This is a genomic window from Xanthomonas sp. LMG 12460 (assembly GCF_009192895.1).
Lineage (GTDB): Bacteria > Pseudomonadota > Gammaproteobacteria > Xanthomonadales > Xanthomonadaceae > Xanthomonas_A > Xanthomonas_A sontii.
The window spans coordinates 1-19,485 of the sequence record NZ_NKUH01000121.1 but is presented as its reverse complement, the minus strand read 5'-3'; the positions used below and the strand labels follow the sequence as shown (position 1 = coordinate 19,485).

Annotated in this window: 13 protein-coding genes, 1 rRNA gene and 1 pseudogene; 11 read left to right on the top strand and 4 right to left on the bottom strand. The window is 70.0% G+C overall.

From position 1 onward, the window contains the following. Positions 1 to 129: 129 nt before the first annotated feature. Positions 130 to 1,170, bottom strand: coding sequence for an SDR family oxidoreductase (locus CEK66_RS19280; protein ID WP_152237974.1), 1,041 nt, complete (start codon positions 1,168 to 1,170; stop codon positions 130 to 132). A 71-nt stretch (positions 1,171 to 1,241) separates the two neighbouring features. Continuing rightward, positions 1,242 to 1,475 carry a hypothetical protein gene (locus CEK66_RS19275; protein WP_010342266.1) on the bottom strand — a complete coding sequence of 78 codons (234 nt, stop codon included), beginning with the start codon at positions 1,473 to 1,475 and terminating at the stop codon, positions 1,242 to 1,244. Positions 1,476 to 1,614: 139 nt separating this feature from the next. Here CEK66_RS19275 and CEK66_RS19270 point away from each other — a divergent pair, with 139 nt between their 5' ends. Beyond that, positions 1,615 to 1,971: a hypothetical protein gene (locus CEK66_RS19270; RefSeq protein ID WP_017909735.1), complete on the top strand. Its 357-nt coding sequence runs from the start codon at positions 1,615 to 1,617 to the stop codon at positions 1,969 to 1,971. Positions 1,972 to 2,016: 45 nt separating this feature from the next. On the opposite strand, the gene CEK66_RS19265 is transcribed toward CEK66_RS19270, so the two are convergent. Then, complete coding sequence (locus tag CEK66_RS19265; protein WP_152237973.1) at positions 2,017 to 3,246, bottom strand: DNA topoisomerase IB; 1,230 nt, start codon at positions 3,244 to 3,246, stop codon at positions 2,017 to 2,019. A 391-nt stretch (positions 3,247 to 3,637) separates the two neighbouring features. Here CEK66_RS19265 and CEK66_RS19260 point away from each other — a divergent pair, with 391 nt between their 5' ends. The 10 genes and pseudogenes from CEK66_RS19260 to CEK66_RS19215 all read left to right on the top strand — a co-directional run bounded on the left by CEK66_RS19260 (position 3,638) and on the right by CEK66_RS19215 (position 18,748). Further along, positions 3,638 to 4,033: an I78 family peptidase inhibitor gene (locus tag CEK66_RS19260; protein WP_148829055.1), complete on the top strand. Its 396-nt coding sequence runs from the start codon at positions 3,638 to 3,640 to the stop codon at positions 4,031 to 4,033. Between the two features lie 322 nt (positions 4,034 to 4,355). Beyond that, the gene (gene gltB, locus CEK66_RS19255; protein ID WP_152237972.1) at positions 4,356 to 8,813 is read left to right on the top strand and encodes a glutamate synthase large subunit; all 4,458 of its coding nucleotides are present in this window, start codon (positions 4,356 to 4,358) and stop codon (positions 8,811 to 8,813) included. 126 nt (positions 8,814 to 8,939) lie between these two features. After that, positions 8,940 to 10,430, top strand: coding sequence for an FAD-dependent oxidoreductase (locus CEK66_RS19250; protein WP_017914802.1), 1,491 nt, complete (start codon positions 8,940 to 8,942; stop codon positions 10,428 to 10,430). After that, a complete protein-coding gene (locus tag CEK66_RS19245; RefSeq protein WP_152237971.1) occupies positions 10,385 to 10,720 on the top strand; it encodes a hypothetical protein in 336 nt (111 codons plus the stop codon). Before CEK66_RS19250 ends, CEK66_RS19245 begins: the two co-directional genes overlap by 46 nt. 284 nt (positions 10,721 to 11,004) lie before the next feature. Then, a complete protein-coding gene (locus tag CEK66_RS19240) occupies positions 11,005 to 12,063 on the top strand; it encodes a glycoside hydrolase family 5 protein (protein ID WP_152237970.1) in 1,059 nt (352 codons plus the stop codon). Positions 12,064 to 12,322: 259 nt separating this feature from the next. Continuing rightward, positions 12,323 to 13,375: pseudogene (locus CEK66_RS19235) on the top strand (glycoside hydrolase family 5 protein). A 352-nt stretch (positions 13,376 to 13,727) separates the two neighbouring features. Then, a complete protein-coding gene (locus CEK66_RS19230; RefSeq protein ID WP_152237969.1) occupies positions 13,728 to 14,783 on the top strand; it encodes a glycoside hydrolase family 5 protein in 1,056 nt (351 codons plus the stop codon). 104 nt (positions 14,784 to 14,887) lie between these two features. Beyond that, positions 14,888 to 15,763, top strand: coding sequence for a methylglyoxal synthase (locus CEK66_RS19225; RefSeq protein ID WP_152237968.1), 876 nt, complete (start codon positions 14,888 to 14,890; stop codon positions 15,761 to 15,763). Between the two features lie 151 nt (positions 15,764 to 15,914). After that, positions 15,915 to 17,270, top strand: a complete 1,356-nt coding sequence (locus CEK66_RS19220) for a substrate-binding domain-containing protein (RefSeq protein ID WP_152237967.1) — start codon at positions 15,915 to 15,917, stop codon at positions 17,268 to 17,270. A gap of 377 nt (positions 17,271 to 17,647) precedes the next feature. After that, complete coding sequence (locus CEK66_RS19215) at positions 17,648 to 18,748, top strand: alginate lyase family protein (RefSeq protein ID WP_152237966.1); 1,101 nt, start codon at positions 17,648 to 17,650, stop codon at positions 18,746 to 18,748. Positions 18,749 to 19,293: 545 nt separating this feature from the next. Here the strand turns inward: CEK66_RS19215 and rrf are convergent. Further along, a 5S ribosomal RNA gene (rrf, locus tag CEK66_RS19210) occupies positions 19,294 to 19,408 on the bottom strand. Positions 19,409 to 19,485 lie beyond the last annotated feature (77 nt).

The window sequence follows — 19,485 nt, the reverse complement described above, 5'->3', positions numbered from 1 at the left end:
CCTCATCCGCCCCTGCGGGGCACCTTCTCCCGAGTGGAGAAGGGAAAAGCCGAGCCCCTCTCCCGCCGGGAGAGGGGTTGGGGTGAGGGTCCGACCGCCAGCCAACTCACCCGCCAAGCCACTCACCCACTAGCCCGTCGGCCCACCCATCACCGGCAGGATCGCGCCATTGATGTAGCTGGCGGTGATCGGCGAGGCAAGGAACACGTACGCCGGCGACAGCTCCTCCGGCTGCGCCGGGCGTCCCATCGGGTTCTGCTTGCCGAACTCGGCCACGTCCTCGGCGGGCTTGTCGGCAGGATTGAGCGGCGTCCACACCGGCCCCGGCGCGACCGCGTTGACGCGGATGCCGCGCGGCTGCAACTGGCTGGCCAGGGCCATGGTGAAGGCATGGATCGCGCCCTTGGTCGCCGAATAGTCCAACAGCGACTTGCTGCCGAACAGCCCGGTCTCCGAGCCGCTGTTGACGATCGCCGAACCACGCTTGAGATGCGGCAGCGCCGCGCGCGCCATGTGGAAATAGCCGGCGATGTTGGTCTGCAAGGTCTCCTGCAGATGTTCCTCGCTCAGGTCCTCCAGCGCATCGCAATGCAACTGGAACGCGGCGTTGTTGACCAGCACATCGAGCCCACCGAAGGCTTTGACGGTCTGCGCCACCGCGTCCTCGCAGAACGCTGGATCCTTCACGTCGCCGGCGATGGTGATGCAGCGGCGGCCTTCGTTCTCCACATGCTGGCGGGTGACCTGCGCATCCTCCTGTTCGTCCAGGTACAGCACCGCCACATCCGCGCCCTCGCGCGCGAACAGCACCGCCACCGCGCGCCCGATGCCCGAGTCGGCCCCGGTCACGATCGCGCTCATGCCGCGCAGCTTGCCGCTGCCCACGTACTCCGGCGCCTCGAAGCGCGGCTGCAGCGCCAGTTCGTGCTCGTTGCCCGGCTTGGCCAGGTGCTGCCTGGGCATGCGCTGCGGCTGCTTGCGCGGCCCGGCCTGGCCGGCGTCGCCCGGCTTGGCGCGCTTGGGCTTGGGCTTGGGCTTGGCGTCGCCGGCATCGACCGCGCGCTGCAGCGCGCGTTGCTGCTGCACGGTCTTGGCGCTGGACGACGCCGTGGCGCTGCTGCGCTTGGACGGGGCGGACTTGGTGGCGGCAGGACGCTTGCGGGAGGCCATCGGCAATACTCCGGATGCGGGAGGAGGACGCGGTCGCGCAACCCTCCTCGAAGGGAAGGAACGGGCGTCGCTCAGGCGCGGTCGGCGAGACCGCTGACGCCGGCGTGCTGGGCGCAGTGCGCGCAGCAGAACATGCGCTCGCCCGCCTGCACGCCGTGGCCGACGATGCGGCACTCGCAGTGGCTGCAGCGCGGGGCGAAGGCGTGGATGGCGCACTCGAACGAATCGAAAGTACCGCTGCGCGCGCCCTGGGTCAGGGTGAAGGCCTGGTCGTAGTCGTTTCCGCAGACATCGCAGGTGGCCATGATCGGCTCCGGTTGCTGGGGGAATCCCGAGTCTGTCCCCGCCGGCGGCCACGACCGGTGAAACCGCCGGCGCGATCTCTTCATGCGGCGCAAACATGCGCCGCGACAGGCTCGCGCCATCGATCGAAGGAGACGCCCCATGATCCGCCACCCGCTCGCCCGCCTCGCCCCGTTCGCCGCCGTGCTGTTGCTCGGCGCCTGCAGCACCACCCAGGTGGCGCAGGTGCAGCCGATCGATGGCGTCATCTCCGGCCAATGCCATATCGACAAGGTGCGCGGCGCGGTCGGCCTGGCCGCCTCGCGCATGACCGTCGAACGCGCCCGCGTCGACAGCGACAGCCTCAAGGTGCAGGTGGTCAAGAGCAGCGTCAGCGACAACGGCGCCACCTCCAGCGGCGTGGACAGCGCCAACCGCGGCGCGCGCGAGACCGGCGGCGACCGCCTGACCGTCGAGATCGGCCCGACCAACAACATCACTACCGTGTATTGCGGCTGATCCGCGTCGCCGGGCCCGCCCGCCGCGCCCGCGGCGGCGCGGTGCTCAGGCGCGCTTGCGTGCGGGAGTTGCGGTCTTGCGCTTGGCGCGGGTACCGCTGCCCTGCGCGCCCGCCGCAGCGCCCTTGCGCGCAGCACGTGCGCCCTTGCGCAGCGGCGGCGCCTTGGCCGAGCTGCGATCGGCGGCCTTGGCCGCCTTGCGTGCCGCGGTGCGTGCCCGCCCCAGGTACTTCAGCGTGATCAGATCCCACTGCCGTTCGCCGCGCACGCCCTCGCACAGGCCGTGCAGGCGCCCGCAGCGCCAGCCGTCGAATACGCACGGGTCGATATAGGCCTTGCGGCACACCGCCGGGGTGTTGCCGAGCGCCTCGGCCACCTCACGGATCACCGCGTTCTGCGCCTGCGCCAGCGCGCGCTCGCCGCCGGTGTCGGGCAGCGGCAGCGCGGCCAGCCGTTGCAGCGCGGCGCGGGTGCCGCCCCAGGTGCGGAAGTCCTTGGCGGTGAAGCTCTCGCCCATCGCCTCGCGCAGGTAGTCGTTGACCTCGCCCGAATCCACCGGCTGCAGCTGGCCGTCGTCGTCGCGATACTGGAACAGTGCCTGCCCGGGCAATTGCTGGCAGCCGCGGATCAGCTTGACCAGGTGCACGTCGTCGACCTCGATGTCGTGCTCCTGGCCGCCCTTGCCGCGGAACTGCAGCCGCGCCCGGCCGCCCTTGACGAAGGCCAGGTGGCGGTTGCGCAGCGTGGTCAGGCCGTAGGAGCGGTTGCTGCGTGCGTATTCGGCATTGCCCACGCGCACCAGGGTCTCGGCCATCAGCGCCACCACCATCGCCAACACCTTGTCGCGCGGGTAGCCGGGCAGCGCCATGTCGCGACGCAGGCGCCGGCGCAGCCGCGGCAGGGCCTGGCCGAAGGCGACGATGCGCTCGAACTTGCCGTCGCCGCGCACCTGCGCCCAGTCGACGTGGTAGCGGTACTGCTTGCGCCGGCGCGCGTCGCGTCCGGTGGCCTGCAGGTGGCCGTTGTCGCGCGTGCAGATCCACACCTCGGTGTAGGCCGGCGGGATCGCCAACTGGCGGATGCGCTGCAGGGTGGCCGCATCGCGCACCGCGCTGCCGTCCGGCAGGCGGTAACCGAAGCCCTTGCCGGCGCGGCGGCGGACGATGCCCGGCTCCTGGTCGCTGACATAGACCAGGCCGGCGCTGCTGGCGGCCTGGCGGGACTGGCGGGCACGCGCCGCCTCGGCCGCGGCGGTGGAACGGGACGCGTTGGACATCGGACCTCCGGAAGCCGGAACCGCGGCCCGCGCCGCCGATTCCACGAGCATCGATTGTCGGCAGCGCCGCGGCTAGGCCGCGTGAGCGATTGCCGCCTGCGGCATATCGGTCCACCGCTGCGGAAGTACTGCGGTCCTTGTGGGAGGGACTTCAGTCCCGACGCCCGACGCTGTCGGCGCGCCTTGGACATCACGCGTCGCAGCTCAAGCCATTCCCACAAGGCGTGTCGGCGTGCCGGTTAACGCCTGGCGAACGCGCGGTGTCCGATCCTGTCGCCACCGGAACCTGCGCTGCGCCGGCGCCTGCCGTCGCCCGGCGAGACGACGGCGACGCAAAGCGCATCACACGCTCTATGCTTCACCCCTCTTCCCTCCAGCCATAGGAGCCCCGATGAGCAACCTCCTTTCCTCCCGTGCGTCCACGCGTGCCGGCCTGCTCGGCACGGCCTGCCTGGCGCTGGCCCTGGCCGCCTGCGGCGCGCCGCCGCCGGACGAGCAGGAACAGGTGAGCGCCAAGGCCCAGGCCGCCGCGCAGCAGGCCGCCGCGCCGGACCCGGCCAACGCACCGGACGCCCCGCCGGTGGGCACCTGCGATGCCTCGCAGGCGCAGGGCCTGGTCGGCCAGACCTTCGCGCCGGCGCTGCTTGACCAGGCGCGCAGCGACACCGGCGCCAAGACCGCGCGCGTGCTCAAGCCGAACCAGGCAGTGACCATGGAGTTCAACGGCGAACGGCTCAACATCGAGGTCGACGAGAAGAACCAGATCACCGGCGTGCGCTGCGGCTAGGGCCTGTCCTCATTCCCGGGCAGGTCGCGCCACCCTTGCGCGCGCCCGGGGCAAGGAAGTGCGAGGGAGTGGACGTCTGTCCATGACGGGCAATGACACAGTCCCGGGCACGCACAAGGACAGGCCCGGGGGCGCCGCCAGGACGCCCGGCGCGGCGGCGGCGACAGCGCCGCCGCCAGCGCTGAAGTTGCAGGTGTAACGGTGTATTGCGGCACCGCACCAACTATGTTTTAGTCGGGATTCCGGTGACCTCAAGAAGCGCTCCAGGACAGAGCGGGGGCGAGTGTCGCCGCGTTCCTTCGGATCGCTTTCAGAGGCAGACATGGCCCCCCGCAACCGCCACGGGCTCTACGACCCCCAAGACGAGCGCGATGCCTGTGGTTTCGGCATGGTCGCGCAACTCGACGACCAACCTTCGCGGGCACTGGTGGATACCGCCATCGCCGCCCTGTCGCGCATGACCCATCGCGGCGGCGTCGCCGCCGACGGCCTCACCGGCGACGGCTGCGGCCTGCTGATCCGCAAACCCGAGCCGTTCCTGCGCGCGCTGGCGCGCGAAGCCGGCATCGCGGTCGGCGCGCGCTTCGCTGCCGGCAACGTGTTCCTGCCGCGCGACGATGCCGATGCCGCCGCGCGCTGCCGCCAGGTGCTGGAAGAAGAACTGCGCCGCGTCGACGTGCAGCCATGCGGCTGGCGCCTCACCCCCACCGACGATGCGGTGTGCGGGCAACTGGCCAAGGACACCCTGCCGCGCATCGAGCAGGTGTTCGTCGACGCCGGCGCCGAGCAGAGTGAAGACGCGTTCGCCCTGGCCCTGTTCCTGGCCCGCCGCCGCGCCGAGCAGCGCCTGCGCGAGGTCGCCGATTTCTACGTCACCACGCTCTCGCCCAACGGCATCAGCTACAAGGGCATGGTGCTGCCGGACAAGCTCAGCACCTTCTACCCGGACCTGCAGCGCAACGACCTGGCCTCCAGCGCCATCGTGTTCCACCAGCGCTTCTCCACCAACACGCTGCCGCGCTGGCCGCTGGCGCACCCGTTCCGCCTGCTCGCGCACAACGGCGAGATCAACACCATCGAGGGCAACCGGCACTGGGCGCAGGCGCGCAGCAAGGTGTGGAAGACCCCGCGTTTCGACATCGCCGAGCTGGACCCGGTGATCTCGATGCATGGCTCCGATTCGCAGAGCCTGGACAACATGCTCGAGCTGCTGGTCGCCGGCGGCATGGACCTGCTGCAGGCGCTGCGCATCCTGGTGCCGCCGGCCACGCAGTCGCTGGAGTTCAAGGACGCCGACCTGGCCGCGTTCTACGAGTTCTACGGCCTCAACACCGAGCCGTGGGACGGCCCGGCCGGCATCGTCGCCTGCGACGGCCGCTACGCCGCATGCATGCTCGACCGCAACGGCCTGCGCCCGGCGCGCTGGATGCTGACCTCCGATCGGCACTTCCTGGTCGCCTCCGAAGCCGGCGTGTGGGAACTGCCGGCCGAGCGCGTCACCCGCAAGGGCAAGCTCGGCCCCGGCGAGATGATGGCCATCGACCTCAAGCGCGGCGACCTGCTCGATTCGGACGCCATCGACCGCATCAACCGCGGCCGTGCCCCGTACAAGCAATGGCTGCAGCAGGGCGTGACCTACCTGCAGACCGAACTGATCGATCCCTCGCTGGTCGAGGAGCCGTTCGACGAGCGCACCCTGCGCAGCTACCACAAGCTGTTCCAGCTCAGCACCGAGGAAGTGGAGCAGGTGCTGCGGCCGCTGGCCGAGACCGAGCAGGAAGCCACCGGCTCGATGGGCGACGACACGCCGATGGCGGTGCTCAGCCGCCACACGCGGCCGCTGTACGACTACTTCCGCCAGGCCTTCGCCCAGGTCACCAACCCGCCGATCGACCCGCTGCGGGAAGACTGCGTGATGTCGCTGACCACCCAGCTCGGCAAGGAGACCAACATCTTCCATGCCGGCCCGGAGACGGTGAACCACGTCATCCTCAACTCGCCGGTGCTCAGCCAGCGCAAGCTGCGGCAGTTGCTGAAGATGCCGCAGTACCTGACCCGCAACGCGCAGATCGACCTGTCCTACAGCGTCGAGGAAGGCCTGGAGGCCGGGCTCAAGCGCATCTGCGCCGAGGCCGAACAGGCCGCGCGCGACGGCAAGGTCATGCTGCTGCTGACCGACCGCTACCCGGTGCCGGAGCGGCCGATGGCGCATGCGCTGCTGGCCACCGGCGCGGTGCACCACCACCTCTCGCGGGTGGGCCTGCGCTGCGACGTCAACCTGATCATCGAGACCGGCACCGCGCGCGATCCGCACCACATGGCCTGCCTGCTCGGCTTCGGCGCCACCGCGGTGTATCCGTACCTGGCCTACCAGACCCTGTTCGACCTGGGCCGACGCGGCATCCTGCTGCTCAAGAGCGGCGGCGAACAGACCCAGATCGGCCGCAAGTACCGCAAGGGCATCTACAAGGGCCTGTCCAAGATCATCTCCAAGATGGGCATCTGCACCATCGCCAGCTACCGCGGCGCGCAGCTGTTCGAGATCGTCGGGCTGGATCCGGACGTGGTGGCGCTGTGCTTCCCGGACACCGCCGCGCGCATCGGCGGCGTCGGCCTGGCGCGGCTGGACACCGAGGCGCGGCAGCTGGCCGCGCGCGCCTGGAACGACCTGCTCAAGCCGGAAGTGGGCGGCCTGCTCAAGTACGTGCACGGCGGCGAGTACCACATGTACAACCCGGACGTGGTGCTGACCCTGCAGCGCGCCACCCGCAGCGGCCTGCAGTCCGACTGGGACGCCTACGCCGCCGCGGTGCACGGGCGCCCGGCCTCGGCCCTGCGCGACCTGCTGCAGCTCAAGCGCGCTGAGACGCCGACGCCGTTGGACGAGGTGGCGCCGGCCGAAGACCTGCTGCGCCGCTTCGACACCGCCGCGATCAGCCTCGGCGCGTTGTCGCCGGAGGCGCACGAGGCGCTGGCGATCGCGATGAACCGCCTCGGCGGGCGCAGCAATTCCGGCGAAGGCGGCGAAGACCCGGCGCGCTACGGCACCGAGAAGCGCTCCAAGATCAAGCAGGTGGCCTCCGGCCGCTTCGGCGTCACCCCCGAATACCTGGTCAACGCCGAGGTGCTGCAGATCAAGGTCGCGCAGGGCGCCAAGCCCGGCGAAGGCGGCCAGCTGCCCGGGCACAAGGTCAACGAACTGATCGCGCGGCTGCGTTACGCCAAGCCGGGCATCGGCCTGATCTCGCCGCCGCCGCACCACGACATCTACTCGATCGAAGACCTGGCGCAGCTGATCTACGACCTCAAGCAGGTCAATCCCAGCGCGCTGGTGTCGGTGAAGCTGGTCAGCCATGCCGGCGTGGGCACCATCGCCGCCGGCGTGGTCAAGGCCGGCGCCGACCTGATCACCGTGTCCGGCCACGACGGCGGCACCGGCGCCAGCCCGGTCAGCTCGATCCGCTACGCCGGCGTGCCGTGGGAACTGGGCGTGGCCGAGTCGCATCAGGCGCTGGTCGCCAACGACCTGCGCGCGCGCACCATCCTGCAGACCGACGGCGGCCTGAAGACCGGCCTGGACGTGGTCAAGGCGGCGATCCTGGGTGCGGACAGCTTCGGCTTCGGCACCGGGCCGATGATCGTGCTCGGCTGCAAGTACCTGCGCATCTGCCACCTCAACAACTGCGCCACCGGCGTGGCCACCCAGGACGAGCGCCTGCGCGCCAACCACTTCGTCGGCCTGCCCGAGCGCGTGGAGAACTTCTTCCGGCTGCTGGCCGAGGAAGTGCGGCAATGGCTGTCGTACCTGGGCGTGCGCTCGCTGGACGAGATCGTCGGCCGCACCGAACTGCTGCAGCAACTGGACATCTCGCCGCGCGAAGGCGTGCGCGTGGACCTGTCGCGGCTGCTCAAGGACGTGCGTCATGACGGCGGCCACTGCGCCGCGCAGCGCCTGTACGAATCGCCGGACAGCCTGGCCACGCAGATGGACGGCCTGCTCGCCGACGCCATTGCGCACAAGCGCGGCGGCGACCATCGCTTCCTGATCCACAACACCGACCGTTCGATCGGCGCGCGCCTGTCCGGCGCCATCGCCCGCGTCCACGGCAACCACGGCATGGACGATGCACCGCTGACCCTGCGCTTCCGCGGCTCGGCCGGGCAGAGCTTCGGCGCGTTCAACGCCGGCGGCCTGCACCTGGAGCTGGAAGGCGAGGCGAACGACTACGTCGGCAAGGGCATGGCCGGCGGCCGCCTGGTGGTGCGTCCGCCGCGCGGCGCGCGCTTCGAGGCACGCAGCACCGCGATCATCGGCAACACCTGCCTGTACGGCGCCACCGGTGGCGAGCTGTACGCCGCCGGCCGTGCCGGCGAACGCTTCGCGGTGCGCAACTCCGGCGCGCTGGCGGTGATCGAGGGCGCCGGCGACCACTGCTGCGAGTACATGACCGACGGCATCGTGCTGGTGCTGGGCAAGGTTGGCCTGAACTTCGGCGCCGGCTTCACCGGCGGCCTGGCCTACGTGCTCGACGTGGACCGCGACTTCGTCGACCGCTACAACCACGAACTGATCGACATCCACCGCATCTCCGCCGAAGGCTTCGAGAGCCATCGCCAGCACCTGCACAAGCTGATCAGCCGCCACCGCGAACTGACCGGCAGCATCTGGGCGCAGCAGATCCTCGACGAGTTCCGCGACTACGTCGGCAAGTTCTGGCTGGTCAAACCGAAGGCGGCGAGCATCGAGTCGTTGACCGAGTCGCTGAGGCGCGCCGCTTGAAGGCGGCGCGCCGGGAATCGGGAATGGAGAATCGGGAATGGTAAAAGCCCGGCTCCCCCAGTTTCCGATCGCGCGCGCAGATTCGCTTTTGCCATTCCCCATTCCCCATTCCCGGTTCCCCACACCATGAGCCGCAAGCACGCCTTCCAGTTCCTCGACCTGCCCCGGCAGATGCCGCAACGCATTCCGGTGGAACTGCGCACCTCCGGCGACTGGAACGAGCTGTACGGCAAGTTCGACAAGGCCGACGCGCAGTACCAGGCCGGGCGCTGCCTGGATTGCGGCAACCCGTACTGCAGCTGGAAGTGCCCGGTGCACAACGCCATCCCGCAGTGGCTGCAGCTGGTGCAGGAGAACCGCATCGAAGAGGCCGCGGCGCTGTGCCACAGCACCAATCCGCTGCCGGAGGTGTGCGGCCGGGTGTGCCCGCAGGACCGCCTGTGCGAAGGCAGTTGCACGCTGGAGGAATTCGGCGCGGTCACCATCGGCGCGGTGGAGAAGTACATCGTCGATACCGCGCTCAACAACGGTTGGCGCCCGGACCTGAGCCAGGTCGAACCCACCGGCAAGCGCGTGGCGGTGATCGGCGCCGGCCCGGCCGGGCTCAGCTGCGCCGACCGCCTGGCCCGCGCCGGCATCCAGGCGGTGGTGTACGACCGCTACGAGCAGATCGGCGGGCTGCTGCAGTTCGGCATCCCTAGCTTCAAGCTGGACAAGAGCGTGATCGGCAAGCGCCGCGAAGTGCTCGAAGGCATGGGCGTGCAGTTCCGCCTGGGCGTGGAGATCGGCCGCGACGTGAGCCTGGAGCAGTTGCTCGAGGAGTACGACGCGGTGTTCCTGGGCACCGGCGCCTACCGCTACACCGACGGCGGCCTGCCCGGCCAGGACCTGCCCGGCGTGCTGCCGGCGCTGCCGTTCCTGGTGCAGAACAGCCGCATCGTCGGCGGCAACGATCCCTGGGGCCGGCCGATCGCCGGCTGGGAAGACAAGATCGCGCTGCCCGACCTGAGCGGCAAGCGCGTGGTCGTGCTCGGCGGCGGCGATACCGGCATGGACTGCGTGCGCAGCGCGATCCGCCTGGGCGCGGCCAAGGTCACCTGCGCCTACCGCCGCGACGAGGCCAACATGCCCGGCTCGGCGCGCGAGGTGGCCAATGCGCGCGAGGAAGGTGTGCGTTTCCTGTTCAACCGCCAGCCGCTGGCGGTGGAAGCCGATGCCGCCGGCAACCTGGCCGGCGTGCGCGTGGTGCAGACCCGGCTCGGCGAGCCGGATGCGCGCGGGCGCCAGGCCGCGGTGCCGGTGGAAGGCAGTGAATCGCTGCTGGACGCGGACGTGGTCATCATCGCCTTCGGCTTCTCGCCGAGCGTGCCGGACTGGCTGGCGGCGCAAGGCGTGGAAGGTACCGCCAACGGCCGCATCCTCGCCGGCGGCAGCGAGCCCGACGGCAGCGGCCGCCTGCCGTACCAGACCACCAACCCGAAACTGTTCGCCGGCGGCGACGCCGTGCGCGGCGCCGACCTGGTGGTGACTGCGGTGGCCGAAGGCCGCGACGCGGCAGCCAGCATCGCCGAATGGATCGGCAACCGCCTGCCGGTGACGACCCAGGCTGCGGCCTGAGCGACGCTGCGAGGCTGCTGCAGCGTTCGGTTAGTTCGGCGGCGACGGCGGCGGCACAACTTGCTCGACTGGGCGATGTGGCCTCCGACCGCATCGCCGAATCGCTGCGCCCTGCATTCGCCGAGAGGCGAGGACGCCTCGAGCGGCCGGCCTCCAGCCACGTCGCCAGCGCCAGCGCTGGCCTCGGCATGGACCTCGTCGAACGCTACCGCCTCGGTACCACCGCCGCCGGCAGCGATCGCCTTCAACGCCACCACCGCCGCGGCGCAGGTAGCGTCACCGGCCTCTAGCGAACACCTTCTCCACCGCTCGTCCTTCGCTGCGCACCCAACCTGGCGCGCCGGCGATGGAAGCATGGCCGCGACCTCGATCACGCCGCTGCCGACGGCTGCACCACGCACCTGATGTGACGCCGCCGACGTCCGCGCGCAGCGTGTCCGCGCCAGGTGAATGCCGGGCTAACACGAGTGCGTGCAGGCTGGCGATCACGGGGGCGATCCTTGCACGCTTGCGCCTGCCGCTCTGCGCTCCCCCGACGCGGACGGCGCCTCCCCTCACTCCAGGAAGCTCCCCCATGCCGCTTTCCTCGTCGTGTTCCCCGCGCTGGCGTTCCCTGCCGCTGGCACTGCTGCTCGCCACCGTCGCCTGCAACGCCGCCGCCGAAGGCCGCAGCGTGCTCAAGTACGCCGGCGTCAACCTGTCCGGCGCCGAGTTCAACTCCGGCAAGAAGCCCGGTGTGCTGTACAAGGACTACACCTACCCGACCGCCGGCGACTACAGCTACTTCGCCAGCAAGGGCATGAACACCATCCGCCTGCCGTTCCTGTGGGAGCGCCTGCAGCCCACCGCCAAGGGCGAGTTCGACCCGGCGCAACTGGCGCTGTTGAAGAAGGCGGTGGAGCAGGCCAAGGCCAACCACCTGTACCTGATCCTGGACCCGCACAACTACGCCAAGTACAACGGCGCGCTGGTCGGCAGCGAGGGCGCCCCGGACGAGGTGTTCGCCGACCTGTGGCGGCGCCTGGCCAAGGAGTTCAAGAGCGACGACCACGTCATCTTCGGGCTGATGAACGAGCCCAACGCAGTCTCCTCGACCGACTGGGCCAGCGCGGCGCAGGCGGCGATCGATGCCATCCGCAAGGCCGGCGCCAACAACCTGATCCTGGTGCCGGGCACCGCCTACACCGGCGCGCACAGCTGGCGCAGCACGGCCTACGGCACGCCGAACGCGGTTGCCCTGCAGCCGCTGAAGGATCCGCGCAACCGCATGGCGTTCGAAGCGCACCAGTACCTGGACCGCGACAACAGCGGCACCAAGGGCGAGTGCGTCAGCGCCACCGCCGGCGCCGAGAAGCTGGCCGGGTTCGTCAGCTGGTTGCGCGAGAACAAGAAGGTCGGCTTCATCGGCGAGTTCGCCACCGCGAATACGCCCACCTGCAATCAGGCGCTGGAGAACATGCTCAGCTACATGCAGAAGAACGACGACGTGATTCTCGGTTGGACCTGGTGGGCCGCAGGTGCGTGGTGGAAGCCCGACTATCCGTTCAACGTGCAGCCCGGCAAGGACGGCAGCGAGAAGCCGCAGATGGAGATCCTGTCCAAGTACGCGCGCGAGATCACCGGCAAGAAGTGAGCCGTCGCTGCCGGCGCCGCCTGTCGGCAACGCGGCAACACGCCATGCAACGTGTGCGACGCGCACGCCTGGCATAGCGCATGCAGCGCGATCCAGTACCGGTTCGCGCTGCCAATCGCCGCACAGATCCATGCATGCGCGCACGCGGCGCATCGCCTCGTCCTCGGCAATGCACTACGGTGTCCGCACACCGTAGTCATCAGCCCGGCCTGGCATCTCCTCGGCCGGGTTCGCCCTCTGATGCCGAAGGAGACTCACCATGATCGCGCGCACCTTGCGGCGGCGGTCGCGGCACGCCTGGCGTGCCGCGCTGCTGCTGTGCCTATCCGTTCCACTGTCGTCGCTGCAGGCGCAGCAGTCGCTGCGCTTCGCCGGCGTCAACCTGTCCGGTGCCGAGATCGCGCCGTCGAAGATTCCCGGCATCGTCGGAGTCGACTACACCTATCCGCGCAGCAGCGACTACACCTACTTCGCCGGCAAGGGCATGAACCTGCTGCGCCTGCCGGTGCGCTGGGAACGCCTGCAGCCGCAACCGCGCGGCCCGCTCGACGCCGCACAACTGGCGCTGATCGACGACGCCGTGCAGCAGGCCAAGGCGCAGGGCATGTACGTGATCTTGGACATCCACAACTACGCGCGCCGCGACGGCCGCCTCATCGGCAGCAGCGGCCTGCCGGTCGCCGCCTTCGTCGACCTGTGGCAGCGTCTGGCGCGCGCCTACGGCAGCGACAATGCGGTGGTATTCGGGCTGATGAACGAGCCGCACGGCATCAGCCCGGCCGCGTGGGCCGCCGCCGCGCAGGCCGCGGTCGATGCGATCCGCGCCACCGGCGCCAGCAACCTGGTCCTGGTACCGGGCGCGCTGTGGACCGGCGCGCATAGCTGATACACGCCAGTGGACGGCACCTCGAACGCCAGCGCGCTGGCCACGCTGCACGACCCGCTGCAGCGCGTGGCGATCGAAGTGCACCAGTACCTGGACGCCGATTCCAGCGGCACCAGCCCGGTCTGCGTGAGCGACGACATCGGCGTCCAACGCCTGCGCGCCTTCACCGATTGGCTGCAGCAGACCGGCCATCTCGGCTTCCTCGGCGAATTCGCCGCCGCCGACAATCCGACCTGCCGGCGCGCGCTGGACGGCATGCTGGCCGACATCGCGCAGCACCCGACGCTGTGGCTGGGCTGGAGCTACTGGGCCGGCGGCGCCTGGTGGCGCGCCGACTATCCGTTCAACGTGCAACCCGACGCCGACGGCCACGACCGTCCGCAGATGGCGATCCTCGCGCCCTGGGCGCAGCGCATCACGCGCTGAGCGCGGCGCATGCGTGACAACGCCGTGGCGCACGTCGACAACTAGGCACCTCCAAGTCACGTCGGGACATGTCTGCGAGGGACGGCGCGTGCCCTTTCACCGGCTCAGCGGCAGCGGACTTTTGCCTGGGCACGCGCCGTTGCGGGTTTAAGCCTCTCCTACAGAGCGACGTGCATCCGCCGGGTTGTACGCAAGCAGGTGATTGAAGGTGCCCGCATGGCGTGCGACGTGCATTGCGTCGCATATTTCCGATGACCTCGATCGCTCTGGCATGACGGTTGCAGCGTGGTGCACGGCCGCGCACGCCGCATCGTGGCGTCGCCTGCCGCTCTTTCCCCACGAAGGATCCGTCATGCCACGCTATTCCCGTTTTTTCCGCTCCCCGCAATGGCGGCAGCGCGCCGCGCTATGCCTGCTCCTGGCCGCCTGCGCGCCGTTCGCAAACGCCCAGCAGACGCTGCGCTATGCCGGCATCAACCTGGCCGGTGCCGAGTTCAACTCGGCGAAGAAGCCCGGCGTGCTGTTCAAGGACTATGTGTATCCCACCGACGCCGACTACGCGTACACCGCGGCGCAGGGCATGAACATCGTGCGCCTGCCGTTCCTGTGGGAGCGACTGCAGCCGCAGGCCAACGGCCCGCTCGACACCGCGCAACTCGACGCGCTGCGCACCGCGGTCGAACGCGCCAGGCGCTACAACCTGCACCTGATTCTGGACGTGCACAACTACGCCAAGTACGACGGCGTGCGCATCGGCGGCGACGCGGTGCCGGCGGCGGCGCTGGCCGATCTGTGGCGGCGCCTGGCGCTGGTGTTCGGCAACGATGCCAGCGTGGCATTCGGGCTGATGAACGAGCCCAACGGCCTCGCCTCCGGCGATTGGGCGGCCATCGCGCAGGCGTCGATCGATGCGATCCGTGGCACCGGCGCCGACAACCTGATCCTGGTGCCAGGCACCGCCTTCAGCGGCGCGCACAGCTGGAACAGCACCTGGTACGGCGTGTCCAACGCGCAGGGATTGCTGACGGTCCACGACCCCGCCGGCAACCTGGCATTCGAAGTGCATCAGTACCTGGATCCCGACTCCTCCGGCACCAGCGCCGCCTGCGTCAGCACCAGCATCGGTGCGGAACGCCTGCAAGGGTTCACCCAATGGCTGCGCGCCAATGGCTATCGCGGCTTCCTCGGCGAGTTTGGCGGCAGCAGCGACCCCACCTGCCTGGCCGCGCTGGACACCATGCTCGGCTACGTCCACGACAACGGCGACGTCTGGCTGGGCTGGACCGCCTGGGCCGGCGGCGCGTGGTGGCGCAGCGACTACGCGTTCAACCTGCAGCCGGACAAGAGCGGCGCCGACAAGCCGCAGATGGACGTACTGGCGGTGCGCGCCCAGCAAGTTACGCAGTGACCGCGGCAACGCCGGGTCCGCAGCGGCGGCCCGGCGATCGCGGCGATTGAGTCGACACCGCCATCGGGCGCAGACTGTCGCACCTTTCCCGCACGGATCGACGCATGCGCCTGGGCCTGGCCGCCAACCGACTGCACCACCAGGGCAAGGATGCCGCGCTGTTCCGCTGGCTGCGCGCCAGCGAAGCCGGTATCCGCGAATTGCAGCTCGGCCTGCACGCGGTCGGCCGTACCCACGAGGCGATCGTTCGTGCCGGCCTGCTGGCCGGCCATGCCGGCCTCAGGCGCTACCCGTTCGGCCGCGAGGGCGGACTGATGAAGCTGGTGGCCGAGGTCGTGGGCCTGGAAGGCGCCGAGCGGACCCTCGACGGTGCCATCTACCTGATCGATCCGGTCGACCCGTCCTCGATCTTCCCCGAGGCGATCGCGCTCAAGCGCCAGTGCGTGATCCACGGCAAGCCGTTCATTTCCACCGTGGCCAGCGCCCGCGATTGGGTGGAGATGGAGCGCGTCCACGCCGGGCTGGCCGCCGACGCCGGCGCCGACGACCTGTACGCGCTGCAGCGGCAGACCCTGGCCCTGATCGCGCACGATGCGATGAAACCGCAGATGCTGGCCTTCGCCAGCGAACATTTCGATCTGCTGTCGCGCTTCGCCGAGCGCGTGGCCACCGGCACCACCGGGCAGCGGCTCAACGAACTGGCCTGGAGTCGCGGCTGGCCGCAGGGCCAGGCGTGGGTGCACCGCTATCAGAGCGGCCCGATGGGCGGCGACGCGCAGATCGCCGATCGCGTGCTGGAACGGCGCTGCCACCGCGCGATCTTCTTCGAGGATCCGCATGTCGCGCGCCAGCACGAAGCCGACATCCAGTTGCTGGAACGCGCGGTCACCACGGTCACCGACAGCGCCGTGTGCATCACCTCGCCGGCGATCGCCGCACGCTGGGCGCAGGCCGCCGCACGCCGGCTCGCATCGGCCTGAGGTTTTCGACGCGCGCGATCGCGTCGCGCGCGGACCGCTGACAGGACACGCCGCGACGCCGCGTTGGCGTGCGTGACCATGCGCACAGTCACTGCGATGTCACGCCGATCGCCAACACTGCCGCGCCTGTCCAGATCCCAGGGGGGATCCCATGTTGCGTTTCACCCTGCGCCTGCTGCTGCTCGGCGCAGCAGCGCTGTGCGCGCTGCCGTCCGCGTCCGCGCAACCGGCCGAGCGCTTGCGCGTACACGGCTCCAACAGCCTCGGCGCGCGGCTGATGCCGGCGCTGGTGGAAGCCTGGCTGCAGAGCATGGGCTACCGGCAACTGCAACGTCGTCGCGTCGATGCGACGACGCTGGAGATCGCCGCGGTGCGCGACGATGCGCCGCTGGTGGTCGAGATCGCCGGCACCGGCTCGGCCGCCGGCATCGCCGACCTGGTGCATGGCGACGCCGAGCTGGCGATGCTGGCGCGTCAGCCCGATGCGCGCGAACGCGAGGCCGCCTGGCAGCTCGGCGACCTGGGCTCGCCGGACCAACAGTTCGTCGTCGCCCTGGATGGCGCGCGGGTGCTGGTCGCCGCCGACAACCCCATCGCCACGCTGAGCGTCGTGCAGCTGCGCGACATCCTGAGCGGCCGGACCACGCGCTGGTCGCAACTCGGCGGCGCGGACCTGCCGATCGCGCTGCACCGCAGTGCTATCCCCGGCGGTCTCGACGACTTCCTGCGCGAACGCCTGGGGCTGCCGGCGGTGCGCATGCCGGGGAACGTCCTGCATGCCGACCTGGCCGAGGCGGCACGCGCCGTCGTCGGCCATCCCGACGCACTGGCGATCGTCGGGCTGACCACGCCGGTGCCGGCCGGCACACGTGCGCTAGCCATCGCCGACGGCGGTATCGCGGTGCTCCCGACGGCAGCAGCCGTGCGCGGCGAGGACTATCCCTTGGTCCAGCGCTATAGCCTGTACGGCGGCCAGATGATGTCGGCGCTCGGCCGCAGCCTGGCCCTGTACGCCCTCGGTCCGCAGGCGCAACAGCTGGTGCGCCGGCTTGGCCCGATTTCCATGGCGATCGACGTCGATCCGGCCACGCCGCAGAGCGGCGCCACCGCTGCCCGCGCGGATGCTACCTACGCGCAGGCCAGCACCGGCGCCCGGCGCCTGACCACCACGCTGCGTTTCAGCCTGCAGTCGCTCAATGGCATGTACGAAGCGCGCAGCGCCCAGGATCTCGACCGATTGGTCGCCTTCATGCAACAGCCGGCGATGCACGGCCGCGCCCTGGCGGTGATCGGCTTCGCCACGCCGGACAGCGCCAACCGGCTGTACCCGACCATCGCCAGCAACGACCGCGCCGACGTCGTCGCCGCCTACCTGGTGCAACGCGGTGTCGCCGTGGAACGGGTACGCGGTCTCGGCGCACTGCATCCGCTGATCGGCGGCGAAGACGCCGCGGCCAAGGCGCGCAACGAGCGCGTCGAACTGTGGTTGCTGGATCGGGCGCGATAGGGCAGTCGGAGCGTGGTTGCGGCCGGTTGGGCACGACATCGCTCGGCCGCTCGTCCCCTTCGGAACCTTTCCCCCGAAAAGCAGGCCGTGGTCCGGGGAGGAGAAGGGAAGCCAAAGCCCCTCTCCCGTCGGGAGAGGGGTTGGGGTGAGGGTACGCAGCGCGAAGCGCCCTCACCGGCGCAAGCTGGGAGGTTAGCGCGTTGTTAGGCATTGGCAGCCGCGCGCGTGACGCCGCGCTGGCGCCGATACGACCCGTCGCCATCCGCGCATCAGCGAGCGCATGCTGGCGACCGTGCTCCCGGACTCGGGCCATCCGGCGTTCACCGCATCGCGCCTACAGTCGCCCGACACCCTCGCCAGCGCTTCCGGAGATCGCCATGCTTCGCTCATCGCACGCCGGTCTCGGCGTGGTGCTTGCCGGACTCCTGCTGACCCACAGCACGCCTGCCGCCGCGGTGCAGCGGCTGTGGCCGACCGCGGAGCAATGGCAACAGTTGCACGCGTCAGCCGCCACCGATCCGGCCTGGCGGCAGGTCGAGGCGGCGCAGGCCCGGCTGGCCGAGATGGCACGCACGCAGGGCGCGCATCCGCTCGAGAATCTGAGCACCGGCGGCCGCCTGCGCGGCGATCCAGTGAAGGCGGCGACCGAAACCAGCCTGGGCGACATGCCGCGCATCCAGGCGCTGGCGCTGCGCTACGCCCTGGACGGCGAGCGCGCCGACGCACTGGCCGCCGGCGACCAGCTCGCACAATGGGCCGCGCGCAATGTGCCCAACGGCAATCCGATCGACGAGACCGGGCTGGAACCGGCGATCTTCGCTTACCGCATCGTGCGCCCGGCACTGCCGGACGCACAACGCCAAGCCATCGACGCGTGGATGCGCAAGATCGCCGATGCCGAAATCGATTCGCGCGACCTCAAGCGCAAGACCGCCACCAATAACTGGCACAGCCACCGGCTGAAGACCGTGGGCATGATCGGCGCCGCGCTCGACGACGCCCGGCTACTGGACTACGCCCGCACCGGCTTTCGCCAGCAGATCGCCGACAACCTGTTGCCCGACGGCCGCAGCATCGACTTCGTCGAGCGCGATGCGCTGTCCTACCACGTTTACGACCTGCGTCCGCTGGTGACGCTGGCACTGCTGTTCTCCGAGCGCGGTGAGGATCTGTACCACTGGCGCGCGCCGAACGGCGCATCGCTGGCGCGCAGCGTCGACTGGCTGCTGCCGTATCTGCGCGGCGATCGCAGCCACGCGGAGTTCGTCGGCAGCCAGGTGCCGTTCGACAAGGCGCGCTCGGACAACGGGGAAGCGGGCCACGTGATCGGCAAGCCGTATGCCGCGGAGGGGGCGGAATCGCTGTTGGTGCTTGCTGCGGCCTACGATCCGGCGTGCGTGCAACTGGCGCGGCAACTCGGACACGGGACGCCACCCTGGCGCCTGGCGATCAGCACATTGCCCGATTTACCGCGCTAGCTTCCGTCGACTCCGACGGCATCAGAGTGCAGGTGCTCAGCCACGGCATCACGGAGGGTCCGCGACGCGACAGGTCTCGATGCGAGCCATCGCACATCTCATCGCGCGGCACAGCGGCGCGGGAGGTGGTCCAGCGGTTTGGCCTTATCAGCCCATGCGGGGCACCTTCCTCCGCAAAGAGGGCCATGGTCCCGGCGGAAGAAGGAAGAACCGAGCCCCTCTCCCGCCGGGAGAAGGGTTGGGGTGAGGGTACGGGGCGCGCAGCGCCACGCCGATCCGTCATTGCGAGGCTTCGCCCGCCCCCTCATCCGCCCCTGCGGGGCACCTTCCCCCGCAAAGGGGGCCATGGTCCCGATGGGAGAAGGAACAACCGAGCCCCTCTCCCGCCGGGAGAGGGGTTGGGGTGAGGGTACGGGGCGCAGCCCCTGGGCGGCATGTCGCCGCGGGGCGTGCGCCCGGCCTTCCATCGCCTGGGCGCGTCGTGTTGTTTTTTGCAAGCGCAATAAAAAATCCCCGTCCTTTCGGACGGGGATTTGGGGTAAAGCCCCTGGCGATGACCTACTCTCGCATGGCTTGAGCCACACTACCATCGGCGCAGCTGCGTTTCACTTCCGAGTTCGGGATGGGATCGGGTGGTTCCACAGCGCTAATTTCACCAGGGAGACGGTTGGAGTGTCGCCGCGTGCGTGTTCTCGGTTGTTGGACCGAGGACGGCAAGGGCGCCAGCCTCTCATGGG

Coding starts and splice junctions, on each gene's coding strand:
- CEK66_RS19250 (WP_017914802.1), top strand. CDS start 8,940: ATGAGCCGCAAGCACGCCTTCCAGTTCCTCGACCTGCCCCGGCAGATG.
- CEK66_RS19270 (WP_017909735.1), top strand. CDS start 1,615: ATGATCCGCCACCCGCTCGCCCGCCTCGCCCCGTTCGCCGCCGTGCTG.
- CEK66_RS19240 (WP_152237970.1), top strand. CDS start 11,005: ATGCCGCTTTCCTCGTCGTGTTCCCCGCGCTGGCGTTCCCTGCCGCTG.
- CEK66_RS19230 (WP_152237969.1), top strand. CDS start 13,728: ATGCCACGCTATTCCCGTTTTTTCCGCTCCCCGCAATGGCGGCAGCGC.
- CEK66_RS19225 (WP_152237968.1), top strand. CDS start 14,888: ATGCGCCTGGGCCTGGCCGCCAACCGACTGCACCACCAGGGCAAGGAT.
- CEK66_RS19280 (WP_152237974.1), bottom strand. CDS start 1,170: ATGGCCTCCCGCAAGCGTCCTGCCGCCACCAAGTCCGCCCCGTCCAAG.
- CEK66_RS19245 (WP_152237971.1), top strand. CDS start 10,385: ATGGATCGGCAACCGCCTGCCGGTGACGACCCAGGCTGCGGCCTGAGC.
- CEK66_RS19265 (WP_152237973.1), bottom strand. CDS start 3,246: ATGTCCAACGCGTCCCGTTCCACCGCCGCGGCCGAGGCGGCGCGTGCC.
- gltB (WP_152237972.1), top strand. CDS start 4,356: ATGGCCCCCCGCAACCGCCACGGGCTCTACGACCCCCAAGACGAGCGC.
- CEK66_RS19215 (WP_152237966.1), top strand. CDS start 17,648: ATGCTTCGCTCATCGCACGCCGGTCTCGGCGTGGTGCTTGCCGGACTC.
- CEK66_RS19220 (WP_152237967.1), top strand. CDS start 15,915: ATGTTGCGTTTCACCCTGCGCCTGCTGCTGCTCGGCGCAGCAGCGCTG.
- CEK66_RS19260 (WP_148829055.1), top strand. CDS start 3,638: ATGAGCAACCTCCTTTCCTCCCGTGCGTCCACGCGTGCCGGCCTGCTC.
- CEK66_RS19275 (WP_010342266.1), bottom strand. CDS start 1,475: ATGGCCACCTGCGATGTCTGCGGAAACGACTACGACCAGGCCTTCACC.